Source organism: Endozoicomonas sp. SCSIO W0465, from assembly GCF_023716865.1.
Classification (GTDB): domain Bacteria; phylum Pseudomonadota; class Gammaproteobacteria; order Pseudomonadales; family Endozoicomonadaceae; genus Endozoicomonas.
On sequence record NZ_CP092417.1, the window covers coordinates 4188479 to 4205541 of the forward strand.

The following is a 17063-nucleotide window of genomic DNA, read 5'->3' on the forward strand; positions in this document are numbered from 1 at the left end:
GAAAAAAACTGTTGACCTGTTTCGACCGGTCAGAACTCCTAAGTATGGCGGAACAGCTTGGTTTTACTATACGACAGCGAGATATCCGTCCTTTGGATTTTATCCTCTCACTGATCGATGCCCTCGCTGGTGATGGAAACTGCGATACCCAGGCGGATCTACACCGTAAATTTAACGAGTTGACGGGGCTGAATGTCTCTTATCGTTCTTGGGCAAATCAAGCTAAAAAGGACGCGCTGCCTACTCTTATCCTGTGGCTATGGGTGCAGTGTCTGGAAATATTTTCCCGCAAAGTCATGGCGTTTGATGAAGACAGTCCATTTTCAGAGTTTGAGCACATTCTGATTCAGGACGGTTCGTCACAAGCTGTCTATGATGCCCTGAAAGAAGCATTTCCCGGCAGGTTCTCAACGGTCAGTCCTGCTGCCGTCGAGCTTCATACGACAATGGATCTTCTCACCAACAACCTGGTGCGGGTGCAGCTGACTGAAGATACCCGTTCAGAAAGAGACTGTCTGCCACCACTACCAACATCCATGGCCTATATCCTGATGCTAATGGATGCCGGTTATTTTGAGCTGGAACTCTTTGCCGCTATTGATGACAGGGAGGGTTCTTTTATCTGCAAGGCACCTCAGAGTATCAACCCGACGATACTCAGCGCGGTACGGGAGGATGGCAAGAATCTCAATCGCTACAAAGGACAAAAACTGAAGGATGTACTGTCTGGCTTCCCCAAAGACCAGTGCCTCGACCTGGATGTAGAATGGCCGGGATTCAAAGCCTGGCCATTCCGCTTGGTTGTCCGCTGGAATGACAAAAAACAGAAGTGGGTTTTCGTTGTGACCAACCTGAACCGGGTGGAGTTCACCTTGAGTGATGTGCTCCAGGCCTATCGTCTACGGTGGCAGATAGAGCTGATTTTCAAAGAGATCAAATCCTATTCAGGGTGGCATCGTTTTAACACCAAATCAGCGACACTGGTGTTTAGCCTGATTCTGATGTCCTTTGTGGTTGTGACGTTGAAAAGGTACCTTGCCCATGCTGCACAGGCGAACCTCTGTGAAAGTGGGAGCATTGAGGAAATCTCGACGCACAAGGTGATGAAAAGTGGGACTCACCTGTTTGGTAATGTGATTTCATCGTTGATGAATGCAGGAAAGTCATTGGTCTCATGCATTAAAAAGCTACTGGACTTCTGGGGAAATAATGCGAAACGAGAACACCCTGCACGGGATGGTTGTTCAGGGCGTACAAGATTAGGCCTTTGTGCGGTGGGTGGGGCTTAATGTCTACCTTAAGTATTAATGCTAATCATCCTCCACTTGATTCAACATTAAAAGACAATGAGTTTGATTTTAATGCTTCTGCTTCTGCTTCCGTTTCTGGTGAATCTCTGACTAGCTCTCCTGATAAGGCCTCCCAAAAGGCTTACCTTGAATCCGAGAAACGTAAAGCTTACCAGAAGGCTTACGCACATTCCGAAAAACGGAAGGCTTACCGCAAGGCTTACCGTGAATCCGATAAAGCGAAGGCTTACCAGAAGGCTTACCATGAAGTTTTAAAGAATACCGATGATAGAGAACAAGCAAAAACAGCAGGTAAGCAAGCTGTTGCTCTTATAAAGGAATCGAATAAAGCCAAGAAGAGTGAGCTTGAATCAATATTCATTTCTCCTCTTCCAACCTCCTGCCTCTCAGATTGACTGAAAAGTCGATAATCGAAGGGTATGAAGATATTGAAGTGGTTATAGTTTTCCGGGCACACAGACTCGGCTAAATATCAAAGCCCCGCAAGAGAAAGCCTCTGAGATTTCAGTTCATCAGAGACCATCAGGAAAACTTCAGTAAAATATAAGAGTCATGTCGTGAGGCGCTGGCTTTCAAATAGCTTAGCGTCATCGTGCGTAATCGCCATAGCAAGTCCTTATGCGTTGTTGACATAAATAAATGAAGAATGAATCCCGAAAGGGGGGAACTTTTATAAAAAGGTGTGGTCCTAGCTATAATTCAATTATTCAATTATTCAATTATTCAATTATTCAATAATTCAATGGATAATCCATATTTTAACTCACACTTCTTGTATCCAGATGTTCAAAAAGCGTATGAACCTGCCATGCCAGGAAGTGCTTCAGTTTTGAATGACTCTCTGCAGCGCAATGGCGTGATATTCGGGCTGGAAGTTCAACAAACTACGCCAAACAATTACTTAAACATCTTGAATACATATGGTGAAAGCTTCCACAACCCATTCAGCGATTACCGCTTTCCAAAAGCGCTGGTGAGGGTTATTTATCATCAAGAAACTGGGCAAAGTGGGCCGTTAGGCCTATCAGATAAAACCAAGGCACAACCACAGAAAAGTGACGAAAATATTCTTTATACCAGTCAATCAGGATTAAGAATCGATCGCGCCGGGAGTATGGTCTTTGAAGCGGATTCACAGTCACACTCCATTGGTGCTAATCATCCTCCACTTGATGTAACATTAAAAGACAATGAGTTTGATTTTAATGCTTCTGCTTCCGTTTCTGGTGAATCTCTGACTAGCTCTCCTGACAAGGCCTCCCAAAAGGCTTACCTTGAATCCAAAAAACGGAAGGCTTCCCGGAAGGCTTGCAAACAGTCTGAGAAACGGAAGGTTTACCAGAAGGCTTACGAACAGTCCGAGAAACGAAAGGCTTACCGCAAAGCTTACCGTGAATCTGAGAAAGGGAAGGCTGTCCGGAGGGCTTACCAGAAGGCTTACGAACAGTCCGAGAAACGGAAGGCTTACCTGAAGGCTTACCTGAAGGATTACCAACAGTCCGAGAAACGGAAGGCTTACTTGAAGGCTTACCGTGAATCCGAGAAAGGGAAGGCATACCGGAAGGCTTACCGTGAATCAGAGAAAGGGAAGGCATACCAGAAGGTTTACGAACAGTCCGAGAAACGGAAGGCCTACCGCAAGGCTTACCGTGAATCCGACAAAAGGAAGGCCTACGAACAGTCCGAGAAACGGAAAGCTTACCAGAAGGCTTACCAGAAGGCTTACCATGAAGTTTTCAAGAATACCGGTGATAGAGAACAGGCAAAAATTGCTGGTAAGCAAGCTAGCGCTTTTATAAGAGAATCGAATAAAGCCAAGAATAGTGAGCTTGAATCAATATCCATTTCTCCTCCCCCCTCCGCCTCTATGGTTGACTATAAAGTCAATAATTGAAGGGTAAGAAAGTATTGATCACTTCCCTCTGGATAGGCAAACGGCATGGCCTGCTGTACCTCTACGGGAGCCCCATTTGAACGATCAAAAATAACGGAATACTGTCGGCTATCCGGTAACGTTAATGTCATGGTTTTACTAACCGCTCTGGAGAGAGCAAACAGATTCTTAACCGTTAGCCGGGAAACCCAACCTGCCTCTCCATTGCCAGAGAGAATAATTGGCCTTCCATGAGACAGCTGTCCTTCCTGAATTAGCAATGCCCCGGTCAGGCTCCTGGGAGGCTGACCGAGAATAGTCTGCCCAATGACTGAGTCAGATTTCAATCTTTTTGCGTCCTGCCAGGGCATGAGCCAGGGTACCACCATCCACGAACTCAAGCTCACCTCCCAGAGGCACACCATGGGCAATGCGAGTGGCCGTCACCCCGAGCGATTTCAGCTCTTCGGCAATGTAGTGGGCCGTGGCCTCTCCTTCAACAGTGGGATTGGTCGCCAGAATCACTTCTTCAACCCGGTTTTCCGATACCGTTTTCAGCATCTGTTCAATGCCAATATCTTCCGGCCCGATACCATCAATAGGCGACAAATGCCCCATCAATACAAAGTATCGTCCCGAGAAACCACCTGCCTGCTCAAAAGCCATAACATCGGAAGGATTCTCAACAATACATAACAGTTTTTCATCCCTGCCGGGATTAGCACAAATCTGACAGACAGGCTCTTCCGTCAGGGTACGGCAATGCCTGCATCGCCCCACCCCTTCGGCAGCCCGGTGGAGAGCAGCAGACAAGCGCACAGCGCCATCACGGTCTCTCTCCAACAGGTGCAACGCCATTCGCTGAGCCGATCGCGGCCCAACGCCCGGCAGACAGCGCAATGACTCCATCAATTCCCTGATCATGGGGCTGAACATAAACGAACCTGAATAAAAATGATAAACCTGCCCGGCAACGATTATGTCGATAAATCAGCGCCGGGCATAAGAAACCTAGAATGGCAATTTCATACCGGCTGGAAGACCAAGTCCTGAGGTAAGCTCACCCATTTTCTCCTTATTGCTCTCTTCTACTTTACGAACCGCATCATTCATGGCAGCAGCCACCAGATCTTCCAACATCTCCTTGTCTTCTTCAAGCAGACTGGGATCAATTTCCACCTTACGAACATCATAACGACCGGTCATGATCACCTTAACCAGCCCGGCACCGGCCTCGCCAGTGACTTCTGCATTGGCCAACTCCTCTTGGAGTTTTTGCATATCTTCCTGCATTTTCTGGGCCTGCTTCATCAGATTGCCCATGCCACCTTTAAACATATTGACCTCTGCACAAAAAACACCACAGAAGAATCGCCAGAATTCACCGACAATCCCGTCCGGGCGTTTTACTTGATGATATTATCTACTGGCTGAATCGATTCATCCAACACTGTGGCAGAAAAGGTTTCAACCAACGCTTTTATCCTGGTATCTGAATAGATACTCTCTCTTGCTTCCTGGAGACGCTCAGCAATTTTCCGCTCGCGCCAGGCGGCTGGAGTTTCATTAACAATACGACCAGTGTCAATTAACAGTTTAACGGACTGCTCAAAATAATCACACAATGCCTTTTCCATACGCTGTCGATGGGTATCGTTGTAGAGCGTGCTCCGCTCTTCATCAAGTCGCAACCGGATAGCATCTTGCTCACTCACAACAAACTCACAGTGGGAGCCAATGGTGCCAGTCACCCCACCCAGCGGAAGGCCCCGAAAAACCCGGACCCAGCTCACAGCATCCAGTTGTGCAAATAGCACCCTGTCTTTTTTTGCTGGCAATTCCACCACGGCTCTGACCGATGCTTCAGGTTCAACACCCGGAGCCCCGACAGTCACTTGCAGGCTCAGGAATTGGTCGGCAGGGATATCCGCAACGCCTTCAGCTTCCGAATAATCAGCGCCTGACGTCCAGTGTGCCTGCAAATCATTCAGTGAGGGGCCAGCATCATGAGCCTGATCATCATCAACTGGCGGTATAGTGGCAGCCTGATCATCAACTGACAATGGCACGACCACCGGGGTCGGCTGCGCATCTTCAGCGACTACAGGCTGAGACACTGGTTCCGCTAGTGATGACGTTGGTCGCTCTTCTGTTATCACTGGCAGCTCAAAGGTATCCCTGCAGCCACCGACTTGTGCTGAATGATTTTCTGGCACATCCGCTTGATGGACGTCAACAGGGACATCAATTGGTTGAACAACAGGCTCCGGATCAGAAGCACCTTCATCATGCTTGCCACCTGAAATATTAAGTGAACTGCCAGCCGCTGGTGCTCCGTCCGGTCTGAACGCCAGCATACGTAACAGGGCCATTTCAAAGCCACCACGAGGATCCGGGGCCAGAGGCAGGTCTTTCTTGCCAACCAGGCCAATCTGGTAATACAGTTGCACATCCTCTGCTGTCATTGAAGATGCCAGCTCAATGACCTGCTCACGATCACCCTGACTGTTATCAACGGCATCCGGTACCGCCTGGGCAATAGCTACCCGGTGCAACAGAGACAGCATGTCATCCAGTACCGCCAGATAATCCGGTGAATGTTCTGCCAGAGAGGAAACAGAACTCAGAATATGGGCCGCATCTGCCGTCGACAGCGCCATTACCATTTTCATCACCTGCCCCTGGTCAATGGTACCCAGCATGGCCCCAACTTCAGCCTCGCTGACACGACCATTGCCAAAGGCAATGGCCTGATCCGTCAGGCTCAGGGCATCACGCATACTGCCATCGGCAGCACGAGCCAGCTGCCACAGGGCCGCAACATCACAGGCGACCTGCTCCTGTCCAAGGATGTTTTCCAGATGACCGACAATGCGCTCTGGGGTCATGTTCTTCAGGCTGAACTGCAGACAGCGGGACAAAATAGTCACTGGTAACTTCTGAGGATCGGTGGTTGCCAGCAGGAATTTCACATGGGGGGGCGGCTCTTCCAGCGTTTTCAACAGCGCATTAAAACTGTGCGCCGACAGCATGTGCACCTCATCAATCAGATACACCTTATAGCGCCCACGGGTCGGCGCATACTGGACATTATCCAGCAATTCCCGGGTATCCTCCACCTTGGTTCTGGAGGCCGCGTCCACTTCAATCAGATCGACAAAACGGCCATCATCAATCTCTTTACAGGCTGAACACTGACCGCAGGGGGTTGAACTGACACCCTGTTCACAATTCAGACACCTGGCAAAAATACGGGCAATGGTCGTCTTACCGACACCACGGGTACCGGTAAACAGGTAAGCATGATGAAGACGATCCTGATCCAGGGCATTAACCAGTGCCTGAAGAACATGAGACTGCCCTACCAGCTCTTTGAAAGAACGGGGTCGCCATTTGCGTGCAAGAACCTGATAGCTCATGTGAGTAGCGTCAATACCTGATGTCAGAATAAAGAGTATCTATGCTAACCAAGAAGCCTTGAAATTGCACGATCAGGAAGTGTTTAAGTTGAGTTTGGAAGTGACTTTGAAGCGATAATCCGTGAATCCGGAAAAGATGGGGGCAAACCCTGCCAGCCACACCCCGGCACATAATGTCACTACTACCGTTGCTCCCTTCCGGGCCTGGCGGGATTCGTAGCTGATTATTGCGGGGGGACCGGCAAGGTCCACCACAAAAGCCGGAACTTCGCGTCCCGATGCAGGGCATTCTGCATAAAACCCGATCTAACGTCAACTGCCAGCGTACACCTGACCATCATTTTACTGGGTAAAAAGAAAAATCAAATCCGGCTAACCGAACATCAGGCAGCACTGAGCTGATAGCCAAAGGTTTTCTTTAACCGCTCTATATAGGCCTTATCACGGCACAGTGTCTTGCCAGGACTGTCTGAAAGCTTGGCAACGGGAGCCCCATTCAACTCCGTTAATTTCAGGACAATATTGGGTGCCTGAAAGCCCATATCATTGGTGAGATAGGTACCGATCCCAAAGCTGACATTGATGTTGCCGGCAAACCACTGATGGATAGCCAACGCCTTATCGAAGTTCAGTTTGTCACTGAACACCAGATGTTTGGTGCGCGGGTCAATGCCCAGTCGGCGGTAGTGGTCAAGAGCCAGCTCTCCCCAGGCAAAAGGGTCACCGGAATCATGCCGCATCCCCTGGTAGGCATTGGCCAACTCAACATCAAAATCCTTCAGAAAGGCTTCCATACTGATCGTATCAGTCAGTGCGATACCGAGCTGGCCTTTGTATTCATCCAACCAGACCTTCAAGGCATCCTTCTGACTGGTTCGCAGGCTCTTGCCCAGCACCTGATGGGACTGCAACCACTCGTGAGCCATGGTTCCCACCGGTTTTAATCCAAGCGTTCTTGCCAGATTCAGATTGCTGGTACCCATAAAATTATCTGGCAGCCGATGCTTCAGGCTTTCCACCACATGGTAATGCCAGTTCCTTGAAAACCGCCGACGGGTACCAAAGTCAACCAGGGCAAACCCACTATCATCCGGAAGCTGATTCAGCTTCACATCAAGACGGTGCTGACCCCGGGCAACAACATCAACCTGATCGCCCTGACCATAAAAGCTGTGACCATGAAGCTCACTGATAATCGCCAGAAGAAAAATTTCGAAATGCGTTATTTCACTCCAGAGTCCTTCAACCACCAGTGACAATTGACCATTACGCTGTTCAATGGTGACCGCGCGCGGGTCAAGCCGAAAGCGTTCAAGGTACTCGATAAAATCATCAGTAATAAATGGCAGAGTAGACAGCCATTCAAGCTCTTCTGAACTCAGGCGCAGCTCACCCAGAAACCCGCACTGCCTTTTCAGCTGTTTTTTGGATACTGCCAACGGACTGTCAGTCCGGGAATGAAACTCCATACGCGCCCAGGCATCCGGATAGCGATGCACCATCGACTGCTGCATGGTGTACTTATACAAGTCAGTATCAAGAAGGGAGGGAATAATCGGGCTATCCATAGATCTTTCCTTCAGATAGCGTTGGCATGACTGATCGTGTCAGCAATAGTCAGGTCGCTGGAACTTTCTACCAGTATAATACCGGCGGCTTGCAGCTCGGCAATAGCGCCTGCAACCGAGGATTCAGCCAGGCCACGGGTGGCAGCACGATTGACATACACCTGAAACCCCGCTCGCTGGAGCTGCAACGCCGTGGTTTTCACACAGAAGTCAAGTGCCAGCCCACCAACGACGACAGTGGCAACGCCTTTATGCTTTAAAAATTCGATAACGCCCGTACTCAGCTTCTCTTCCAGATCATGAAAGCAGGCACCGTATGGGTGAATATCTGCCTCAACGCCCTTCCAGACGAAATAATCATAATCCGTAACATCGGGAAGCCCATCCACCAGCTCAAAACCTTCTGTCCCGGGGACGGCGTGTCGATTCCAGCGCAAGTCAACATTTTTATAGCCAGTTATCGGCGTCAACTGTGGGTACTCTTTCATCGCTACCCACACCGCATTGGCCGGATGAGCGTCCTTGGACCCCACACGAATACCAGCCAACCGGGCCTGACGATTCAGCTCTCCAGCAATCTGGTGACCATCCGGAACCGGCAACTCATCCGGGCAAAGTGGGGTGAAACACTTCTGGGCATCCACATCAAAAGCGGCAACGGTCTCCCTCGACCCAATGGAATACATTATTTTCACCGTGACAAAAGGAATCTGGTTCACTAACATAGTGAATTATGTTCCCTAACCTGTCAACCAGAGCATTACCAATAAGGATCCGGCAATGAGCTTTCAGCCAATAAAGAGCCTTCAGCCGGTAAAGAGCCTTCAGCCGGTAAAGAGCCTTCAGCCGGTAAAAGGCCATCAGTCAATAAAAAACCTGAATACGGCACTTATCTCTGTCGACCTGGTTGCGTTTCAGCTCAGTCAGAACAACAGACTTCAGGTCCTTGTCCATCAGTTACCGGAAAACGAACACCCTCAACTTCCGGCAGGCAGAATTGAGCCCGAGCATGACAACTGCCTGGAAGATACCGCAAAACGACAGCTGAGCAGGCTAACTACCGAGCCTGCTACTTATTTCGAGCAGGTGATTACTATTGGTGACAACAGGCGGGATTCCAGAGGCTGGTCATTAACCGTCGTTTACTATGTGCTGCTTCGCCCGGCTGATGAGCAATCATTACAATCCGGAGCTACGTGGATTGATATTGAAAATGGTCAACCTGCAACGCCACTGGCTTACGACCACACTCAACTGGTAATGGAAGCGCTGGAACGATTAAGAAATAAAATACAGTACAGTGCGCTACCTATTTACCTGCTTCCGAAGGCGTTCACGTTATCAGATATCCCAAATGTCTTTTCCGTTATCCTCGGCAAGGCACCACCTATGCGTTCTATCAGGAACCGATTTCTTAACTCTGACCTGCTTCAGGACACGGGCAAAAAACGGTACGGTAGCAACAGGCCTGCAACCCTTTACCAGGTTAACAAGCATTCCGACAACTTGCTTTTTGATCGACTTTACCTGACAACCCGAGCCGAAAAATAAAAAACCGGGAACTCATATCAAAGGCAGTCTGTCTTGAGGCTTCAGGAAATTGGTATTGACCTTGAATAGAAAAACGCAGCGGCTAAGCAGGAACACGGTCAGTGAGTCACTGGTTAGAGTCATAGTGATGTGTGGCAACGGAATTACCAGCAAATGCAACTGTGATTATTATCAGATATCAGACTGCCACCTGCGTGGCAGTGTTTATCCATCAGAGATCGTGAAGCGGATTCTCAGGCCAGGGTGAACTGAACAATTGATTCAATGTTTGTTCATCGATCTGATCAACGGCTTTGTATTTCCACTGCGGATTCTTATCCTTCTCTACCAGTAGAGACCGAACCCCTTCGCAGAAATCACCATTGAGTACAGTATTCACCGACAGAGCCAACTCACTCTGAAATACCTCTTTAAGCGACATGTACCTGGCTTCCTGTAACTGTCGGTAGCCAATAGCCGCTGACAGTGGAGAACCATTAAGTGCCGTCTTTCTGGCCGCCAGCAACCAGTCATCTTCGGTCTCAAGAGTAGCAAGGGCAGATATCACACCGGCCAGTGATGGCTGATCCATCAACCCGGCAATTAAGTCCCTGTGCTCACGAACCTTGGAATATGGCAACCACCCTGCACTTTTTTCCCTGTATTTCTGTATAACCCTATAGACAACAGTGTGAGCTTCAGAGGTGTTCCAGTCAGCCTGCTGCAGAGACTCCAGAACATTGTCACGAAAGGCATGGTCAATAAAACGGTTAGCAAGGTCAACATAGATCGCATCAGCCGCGTTAAGCCGACACCCGGTCAGTGCCATGAACAGGCCCAGCCCGGCAGGCAGATGGTTGAGAATCCAGCTTCCGGCAACGTCCGGATAAAGGCCGATACTGATTTCAGGCATGGCCAGCATTGAGGTATCGGTCACTATCCTGAAATCAGCACCCGCCATCAGACCAATACCGCCCCCCATGACTATGCCATTTCCCCAGCAGATAACGGGCTTGGGATAGGCGTGAATCATGTAGTCAACACGATACTCGGTTGCAAAAAAATGAGCAGGAACCTCAGGCTTGCCATCAATCACAGCCTGCCTCAGCGCCCGCACATCACCACCGGCACAAAATGCCTTTTCGCCGCTACCCTGCATAAACAGGGCAACAATATCATCATTATCACGCCAGTAAGATAATTGGCTTAGCAGTAAGTCAATCATGGATTGATTTAATGCATTCAATGCTTTTTCAGCATTCAGCGTGATCAGACCTATCTTTTTATTATCCCGGGCACTCAGTTCGGAAAACAGAACGTCAGCGGCCATATAAATTACCCCTCCATATCCGTTGGGAAAAGCATATGTAACGAAGTCTTGATTATCAATGAAAACTACTCGCTGACCGGTAGATCCTTCAGACAATCAATGGTATTGCATTCGATTCTGCCCGTCTCCTTCCGGTACGTTTTTTTGTGCGGTTCACCAAACGAACGGATAACCAGCTTTCCGTTGTTTTCCATCAGCCTTGCCAGTGCAGACTCCATATCCACAGGCTTGAGTTTGCCAATTTCATCGGCAATCTTCACTCTATTGTCAAAATCCAGCTCGCCACTGGTAATGCCCTGCCAGAAACGACCGTTACGTTCATCCATATTGTCGTCTTTCTTCAGCAAGTCACCGATCAGTCCCTGACGATACTGCTCCAACTCCTGATCGGTCAGTTCTGCCAACATGACTTTTTGATCCGTTAAAAATTGCTCTACACGACCTTCGATGCCGATAGGGTCGAGCATTGGCGATTGCACAACAAAAATGACACCAGGGTGTTTTTCAAATGGCCGGGGTCCGGCAAACACCACATAACCCAGCTGCTGCTCAGTACGCAGACTGTTAAAAAAAGGATTTGCCAGAAGACGGCCCAACAAGGCATACCGGGCCCGCTCCCGATTATCAGTCTCGGGAATCTGGTAATAACTGATCAGCATTGAGTCATCGTGCTCAATATCCCTGTTCAGAACACGGTTTGTCTCTCCCAGCAGATGGAAAGGCAAGTCAAAGCGGTCCCGACGGTTATGCTCATTCAGTAATACCGATTCCACCATGGAAGACAGTGTTAACGCCTCCTGCTTACTGTGGTTGCCATAAACCAGCATTTCTATATGAATCTGCTGATAAAAGGCATGAGCATACTGGATCAATTGCTCATAAGTGACATTTTCAGCCGCGTTCAACAGAACTTCATCTTCAGGATAAGAAGGATAGGTTGCCTGGCTAAGCGCATCCATTCCCAATCGGTAAGGCGCATGGAATTTCTTATTTTTCAGCCCTCTGACCAGCACTGCCTTTTCCTGTTCAAAAGCACTTTTCTCAGGCTTGAACGTTGCTATTGCCTTGAGAATATCTTTCAGCAGAACGGCCTGTTTGTCCTGATATCCGGCAAGGCTGATTAACAGTCCCCGCCGACCGGCAGTAATGCTGTAGTTAAGACCCGCCTCCCTGGCCGGATAGCCATATTCATTGAGACTTCTGGACAGCAGGGATTTGTAAATCTGGATCAATACATTATCGTCAGGGGTGGCTGAAGCAGCCGGTGTAGAAATCATCACCCGCACATTCCCGCGGGGCATATTGAAACTGGTATCGGTCAGGCTCCATACCCGTAACCCCTGCTCTTCAAGAATAACCGATGGCTTGCTAGCCTGACCGCTTTCATGCAGTTCAAGGTTATTCGCGATAAAAGGGTTAGGCTCAGGTATCGTCAGTGATTGTCGTTCAATTGGGGACTTCAGCCGTTTGACCAGCTGATCTGACAGGGGCTGAATGCTGTATTTCGTCTCAAAATACGGCTCAACCTTATCAGTAAACAGATCCCCGGCAATGACCACCTGACGCAGATTTTCCGGAGTCATGCTGGCCAGATAACCAGAGATCAGCTCAGGATCATAGGCGTCGTAGAGATAATTTGCTTCAAGCAGATGCTCCGGTGGCAAATAGTGCATTCTGGCTGCCAGCCCTGAGACTGTCTGCTGCGGATTACGGTCTTCCTGAAAGCGAAAGGCCAACTCGGCAATTTGTTTGCTCTCCTCATAAAGCCATGGCTGGAGACCTTTTTTACTAATAAGGTCAAGATAGTCAAACACCATTGCTGTGATCTCATCCACCTGAGTCAATCCTTCAGGGGTCAACTCCATGCGCACGGTAAACTCACTGTACTCATTGGGAAGGTCACTGCTGTAGGCAGCCAGGGAATCAATCAGGCCGCGTTCTTTTAACAAACTGTGCAAACTGCCTTTGCCCTCATAACCGATGATTCGGGCAAGGTAGCCCAGCGGCTTGATATGGTAAAAAGGCTGGGCACTGGGCACCGGAAAACTTAAAGACAGAACCCGGGTATCCTTTAATGGCACAATATTGATCCGGACCTGAAGCTCATCCCGGGTGTAGGGCTGTTTGCCAATGGTCAAGTCGGGCTTTGCTCCTGATGGTACCGCTGAAAAAGCGCTATTAACCCAATGCTCAAGCGTGTTCAGCGGTTCTTTTCCATAAACAACAACCCCCATATTGGCAGCAACATAATATTGGTCATGAAAATCCTTTAACGACCGCCAGAGCTGACCGTCACGATTATGCAGAGTGTCAAGACTGCCTATATTAAACCGGCTCTTCGGGTGCCCCGGATTCGACGTTGCATTAAGTGCCATAAAGAGACGCCACCCATCCTCTCTGGCATGCAGACGGTACTCTGAATCTACTGCATTTTTTTCCCGCTCTACATAGTTCGGGTCCAGCCTGGGGGCGATAAAAAACTGGGCAAGGCGGTCCAGCGCTGGCTGCAACTGGTCGCTGTTAATGTCAAAATAGTAATTAGTCCGTACATCCGTAGTATAAGCGTTACTGTTGCCGCCATTGGCACGGATAAATTCCGAGTAACTGTCTACATCCGGGTACTTTTCCGTCCCCATAAACAGCATATGCTCGAGAAAATGGGCAAGCCCAAGACGTTCATCAGGATCCTGGTAGCTACCAACATTAACATCGACTGCGGCAGCGGACTTATCGGTATCCGGGTCCGAAATCAGTAGCACCTTAAGACCATTGTCCAAGGTTATATAGCGATAATCCCGGTCATCAGCAGGGCTTTTTATCACGTCTTGCGGGGTCACGAGGGCTTCTCTCTCCGTCGTCATTGAACAACCTGTTATTGAAACCATGGTTAATACTCCAGCAACCATTGACACCAGTTTTTTTAACATATCAGCTTTTTCTCACATCAGGAGTTCATCAATGCAATAAATATCAGCATGTCGCATCTTTATGTGAACTACAACCGTTATACTATTTTCTTATTGATGTCTTCAGCGTGAAGCAGGCAAAAAACTACCTGATTACCACCGACCCTACGTCGTGAGCCAGCTGCTATAATAAACGTCGATAGTCATGTGTTTTGGAGGTAAAACTGATGTGTAAAAACACCATTCAGTTCCAAAAAGGCCTTGGCATTATGCAATTTCTGGCTAATTACGGCAGTGAAGAGCAGTGTGAGAACGCGCTGTCCTCTTGGCGCTGGCCAGATGGCTTCCAATGCCCGAAGTGTGGCTCCCGCAGTTTCTGCAAGCTTCACCGGAAAGCTGAATTCCAGTGCAATTGCTGCCGTTGCCAAACCTCGCTTACCAGTAACACTATCTTTGACTCAACAAAGCTGCCTCTAGCTACCTGGTTTCTGGGTATCTATCTCGTCACCCAGAATAAAGCGGGGATTTCTTGCCTGACGCTTCATCGACAACTTGGCATTTCCTACAATGCCGCATTGCGCATGAAACACAAACTCATGCAGGTCATGATGGAAAGAGATAACAGCTGGCAGTTGAGTGGTTTTGTTCAGATTGATGACGCCTATTGGGGCGGAGAGCGCCACGGAGGCCGCCGGGGCAGAGGCTCAGAGAACAAAGCCCCCTTCGTGGCCGCAGTTCAGACAGATGCTGATAACCACCCTATCTAGTTCTCGTCCAAAAACACAACCAATTGAAAACTGTAGATTTTATCCTGAAAAATTAAGTGGAGCCCTACTGCTATCTGGCGACTAAACTTCCCAAGAGCAAGAAACATAAGGGATTGCCAAAAACAGAGGACTCCAAATGCGCAAAAAACGCAACCCGCAGTGTAGTATGGAACTCCATTACGTACCTCATGAAATCTGCTCCCAGCTTTCCGGTATCTCGCAATGGCTTGACGCCCATCCACAGTTCAATGACTGGATTTATGAGGACTTAAGTTCTGGTGATAAACAGAACACTGGGCGGAACGGACTATCAGCAGAATCCGTTCTTCGTGCGGCACTCCTGAAACAGTATTTGAATTGTGATTATGACTACTTGTCGTTTGTTTTGATGGACTCCATGCTCTTTCGAGACTTTTGTCGCCTCGAACCAAACCAGCGCCCCAGTCGCTCCAGTTTGCATGGGCTCATCAGCCTTCTTACTGCATCTACATGGGAACGGATTAATAACTGTCAGCTAATGACCGCTAAAGATCAGGGTATTGAAAAAGGGCGCACTGTGGCTATTGACAGCACAGTCACCGAATCGGATATCAAACCTCCTTGCGACAGTGATCTTTTAGCCAGTTCCGTTAAAGAAATTTGTCGGCTGCTGGAACGGGGACAAACACTGACAGCGACACCGCTTTATGAATATACCCATCACAACCGAGCCGTAAAAGATGCGGCCAGAAAATGCATCTACGCTGGCAAAGAAGAGCGGCATCAGCATTATAAAAAACTGCTGCAGTTGACCCGAAAATCCCGGAAGGTACTTATCGAAGCTACTGTCACGCTAGCAAACGCCCGTCAGCAGGGGCAGTGTCTCCTGGCTGATGATGCCGACAAGTGGCAGGCAGATGTGGATCACCTGTTACCCCTGCTGACTCTTGATCACATCTCTCCAGCGCTGAACTGCCGGGCTATCTGCCAGGTTTTTACCCGATCCTGCAATTTCGCCCAGCCTTCCCATACCACTAACCAGCCGGGCTGCCCTGTATGCTTTGAATCACCCCAACCACCAAGCCGAGCAATCGTTTGAAGCAGCCAAGTGACTGTTGGCGGCTTATCGGGCAACGCTTTTTTTTCATAGGTTAGCCAGAGAACCTGCCATTCATCATCACTGACCACCTCATTCGCGAGTGTTTTTTCACTCCAAAGCTTTCTGTCTTTGTGCTGCCTGTCATTCGGTAACATTAATGCTTCACGGATTTGCATTAGTCTGACAGCGACAAACATTAATATGACCGCAAGTCGTTCAATGTTATCCGGAGATTGCAGACGAAGCCTTTCTACTCCTGCTCCCGATTTCCAAGCCTTATGGAACTCTTCTATTCGCCATCGGAGCTCGTAAAATCGAATGATAGAGCGACAGTCTTCGAATGTTTCAATATCTTCAGTTGTCAATAGTACCCAGTGCAAACGGTCTTCGGAGTCATTGCCAATCTCTTCAGCCGACACAATATTCATAGTTACCGGTTCCGGCCTGCCGCCTGGCCTTTGCGGCGCCTGTATTGTCATCTTCTTTCTTTTGACCTGCAGCGTTGCCTTTCGCTTCTTTCTACCTCCTTTTTGAGGAACCACTATCGTATATTTCCCCAACACTTCAGTCTGAGCTAAGGAATCAAATAATAAGAGTTCGCCATCCACCAGGATTCTGTTTTGTGTAGCTCTTACAACAAACCGCTGTCGGTTATCCAGTTTGTAGTGCATATATTCGTATATATCCGCCTCCCGGTCGCAAACACTGATGATGTCAGGCATTTTACCCCCCATCCTTTGTTCTGTGTTTTCAGAGGCTCTTTGCCACTTAAAGCTTTCCTTTCCCTCGTAAGGTAGCTGACGACGTTGGTTCTTTTTCCCCCGCTGAACGTCCTCTCTAACCCATCGTTCTTGATCAATAAGCCCAATGCTTCGCTCTGTATCCGCATCAACCAAGAAGACAGAGTGGACGTGGAATCCTCTGGTTTTAGAGCCTTCAGGACCTCCAAGATCACCAAGCTCGGATCTGACAGCATGTTTATAACCCAGGGTTGTTGTATCTTCGAGAGCCAGAAGTAGGCGAGACTGTCTCGCTATTTTGGCAGTTGCCTGAAAGCCTGCCTCAGCTATTGCTTCAGGCTTTACGGCCTCATTCTCAATCAGCCGGTAAGCTCCAGTTACCAGTGCGGTATAACCTTCGCATGAAGATGACAAAGAATTACCGGTATGAGCTGAAAGCTCGGCAGCAACTTTGACAAGTCGTTTTGTACGTCGAGTATCGCCCAAATCAGCACATCCAAAAGTTAGTTCTGACCATGGTTTAGGAGAAAGTGGAAGCATGA

Annotated in this window: 13 protein-coding genes and 1 other RNA gene; 5 read left to right on the plus strand and 9 right to left on the minus strand. The window is 48.8% G+C overall.

Annotated elements, in window-relative coordinates:
• Positions 1-11 precede the first annotated feature (11 nt).
• The 3 genes from MJO57_RS18930 (at position 12) to MJO57_RS18940 (ending at position 3204) form a co-directional block, all read left to right on the plus strand.
• Entirely contained in the window at positions 12-1289 is a 1278-nt protein-coding gene (locus MJO57_RS18930; RefSeq protein WP_256491693.1) for an IS4 family transposase, read from the plus strand.
• Positions 1289-1705, plus strand: a complete 417-nt coding sequence (locus MJO57_RS18935; protein ID WP_252017907.1) for a hypothetical protein — start codon at positions 1289-1291, stop codon at positions 1703-1705. Before MJO57_RS18930 ends, MJO57_RS18935 begins: the two co-directional genes overlap by 1 nt.
• Positions 1706-2220: 515 nt before the next feature.
• Positions 2221-3204 (plus strand): hypothetical protein, encoded by a 984-nt coding sequence (locus MJO57_RS18940; protein WP_252017909.1) that lies wholly within the window; start codon positions 2221-2223, stop codon positions 3202-3204.
• Positions 3205-3519: 315 nt separating this feature from the next.
• Here the strand turns inward: MJO57_RS18940 and recR are convergent, their stop codons facing one another.
• The 6 genes from recR to MJO57_RS18970 form a co-directional block, all read right to left on the minus strand.
• On the minus strand, positions 3520-4119 hold the full coding sequence (gene recR / locus MJO57_RS18945) for a recombination mediator RecR (RefSeq protein ID WP_252017911.1): 600 nt from the start codon (positions 4117-4119) through the stop codon (positions 3520-3522).
• Positions 4120-4194: 75 nt separating this feature from the next.
• Positions 4195-4521, minus strand: coding sequence for a YbaB/EbfC family nucleoid-associated protein (locus MJO57_RS18950; RefSeq protein WP_252017913.1), 327 nt, complete (start codon positions 4519-4521; stop codon positions 4195-4197).
• Positions 4522-4589: 68 nt separating this feature from the next.
• Positions 4590-6602: a DNA polymerase III subunit gamma/tau gene (dnaX, locus tag MJO57_RS18955; RefSeq protein ID WP_252017915.1), complete on the minus strand. Its 2013-nt coding sequence runs from the start codon at positions 6600-6602 to the stop codon at positions 4590-4592.
• 147 nt (positions 6603-6749) lie between these two features.
• Positions 6750-6846, minus strand: an RNA gene (gene ffs / locus MJO57_RS18960) — signal recognition particle sRNA small type.
• Between the two features lie 139 nt (positions 6847-6985).
• Entirely contained in the window at positions 6986-8170 is a 1185-nt protein-coding gene (pncB, locus tag MJO57_RS18965) for a nicotinate phosphoribosyltransferase (protein ID WP_252017916.1), read from the minus strand.
• Positions 8171-8181: 11 nt separating this feature from the next.
• Positions 8182-8856 carry an isochorismatase family protein gene (locus MJO57_RS18970; RefSeq protein WP_252027064.1) on the minus strand — a complete coding sequence of 225 codons (675 nt, stop codon included), beginning with the start codon at positions 8854-8856 and terminating at the stop codon, positions 8182-8184.
• A 94-nt stretch (positions 8857-8950) separates the two neighbouring features.
• On the opposite strand from MJO57_RS18970, the gene MJO57_RS18975 reads away from it, so the two are divergent.
• Positions 8951-9721 carry a hypothetical protein gene (locus MJO57_RS18975; RefSeq protein WP_252017917.1) on the plus strand — a complete coding sequence of 257 codons (771 nt, stop codon included), beginning with the start codon at positions 8951-8953 and terminating at the stop codon, positions 9719-9721.
• 211 nt (positions 9722-9932) lie between these two features.
• Here MJO57_RS18975 and MJO57_RS18980 read toward each other — a convergent pair whose 3' ends face one another.
• Positions 9933-11030 carry an enoyl-CoA hydratase/isomerase family protein gene (locus tag MJO57_RS18980; RefSeq protein WP_252017918.1) on the minus strand — a complete coding sequence of 366 codons (1098 nt, stop codon included), beginning with the start codon at positions 11028-11030 and terminating at the stop codon, positions 9933-9935.
• 65 nt (positions 11031-11095) lie between these two features.
• Positions 11096-13891, minus strand: coding sequence for an insulinase family protein (locus tag MJO57_RS18985; protein WP_252017919.1), 2796 nt, complete (start codon positions 13889-13891; stop codon positions 11096-11098).
• A 272-nt stretch (positions 13892-14163) separates the two neighbouring features.
• Here MJO57_RS18985 and MJO57_RS18990 point away from each other — a divergent pair, with 272 nt between their 5' ends.
• Positions 14164-14703, plus strand: a complete 540-nt coding sequence (locus tag MJO57_RS18990) for an IS1595 family transposase (RefSeq protein ID WP_371924643.1) — start codon at positions 14164-14166, stop codon at positions 14701-14703.
• 930 nt (positions 14704-15633) lie between these two features.
• Here MJO57_RS18990 and MJO57_RS18995 read toward each other — a convergent pair.
• Complete coding sequence (locus tag MJO57_RS18995) at positions 15634-17061, minus strand: IS4 family transposase (RefSeq protein ID WP_252017676.1); 1428 nt, start codon at positions 17059-17061, stop codon at positions 15634-15636.
• Between the last annotated feature and the right edge of the window lie 2 nt (positions 17062-17063).

Excerpts from the sequence above, each read along its gene's own strand:
- MJO57_RS18970 (WP_252027064.1), bottom strand. The coding sequence starts at position 8,856 with ATGTATTCCATTGGGTCGAGGGAGACCGTTGCCGCTTTTGATGTGGAT.
- MJO57_RS18985 (WP_252017919.1), bottom strand. The coding sequence starts at position 13,891 with ATGACGACGGAGAGAGAAGCCCTCGTGACCCCGCAAGACGTGATAAAA.
- dnaX (WP_252017915.1), bottom strand. The coding sequence starts at position 6,602 with ATGAGCTATCAGGTTCTTGCACGCAAATGGCGACCCCGTTCTTTCAAA.
- MJO57_RS18935 (WP_252017907.1), top strand. The coding sequence starts at position 1,289 with ATGTCTACCTTAAGTATTAATGCTAATCATCCTCCACTTGATTCAACA.
- recR (WP_252017911.1), bottom strand. The coding sequence starts at position 4,119 with ATGTTCAGCCCCATGATCAGGGAATTGATGGAGTCATTGCGCTGTCTG.
- MJO57_RS18975 (WP_252017917.1), top strand. The coding sequence starts at position 8,951 with ATGAGCTTTCAGCCAATAAAGAGCCTTCAGCCGGTAAAGAGCCTTCAG.
- MJO57_RS18950 (WP_252017913.1), bottom strand. The coding sequence starts at position 4,521 with ATGTTTAAAGGTGGCATGGGCAATCTGATGAAGCAGGCCCAGAAAATG.
- MJO57_RS18980 (WP_252017918.1), bottom strand. The coding sequence starts at position 11,030 with ATGGCCGCTGACGTTCTGTTTTCCGAACTGAGTGCCCGGGATAATAAA.
- MJO57_RS18990 (WP_371924643.1), top strand. The coding sequence starts at position 14,164 with ATGTGTAAAAACACCATTCAGTTCCAAAAAGGCCTTGGCATTATGCAA.
- pncB (WP_252017916.1), bottom strand. The coding sequence starts at position 8,170 with ATGGATAGCCCGATTATTCCCTCCCTTCTTGATACTGACTTGTATAAG.
- MJO57_RS18995 (WP_252017676.1), bottom strand. The coding sequence starts at position 17,061 with ATGCTTCCACTTTCTCCTAAACCATGGTCAGAACTAACTTTTGGATGT.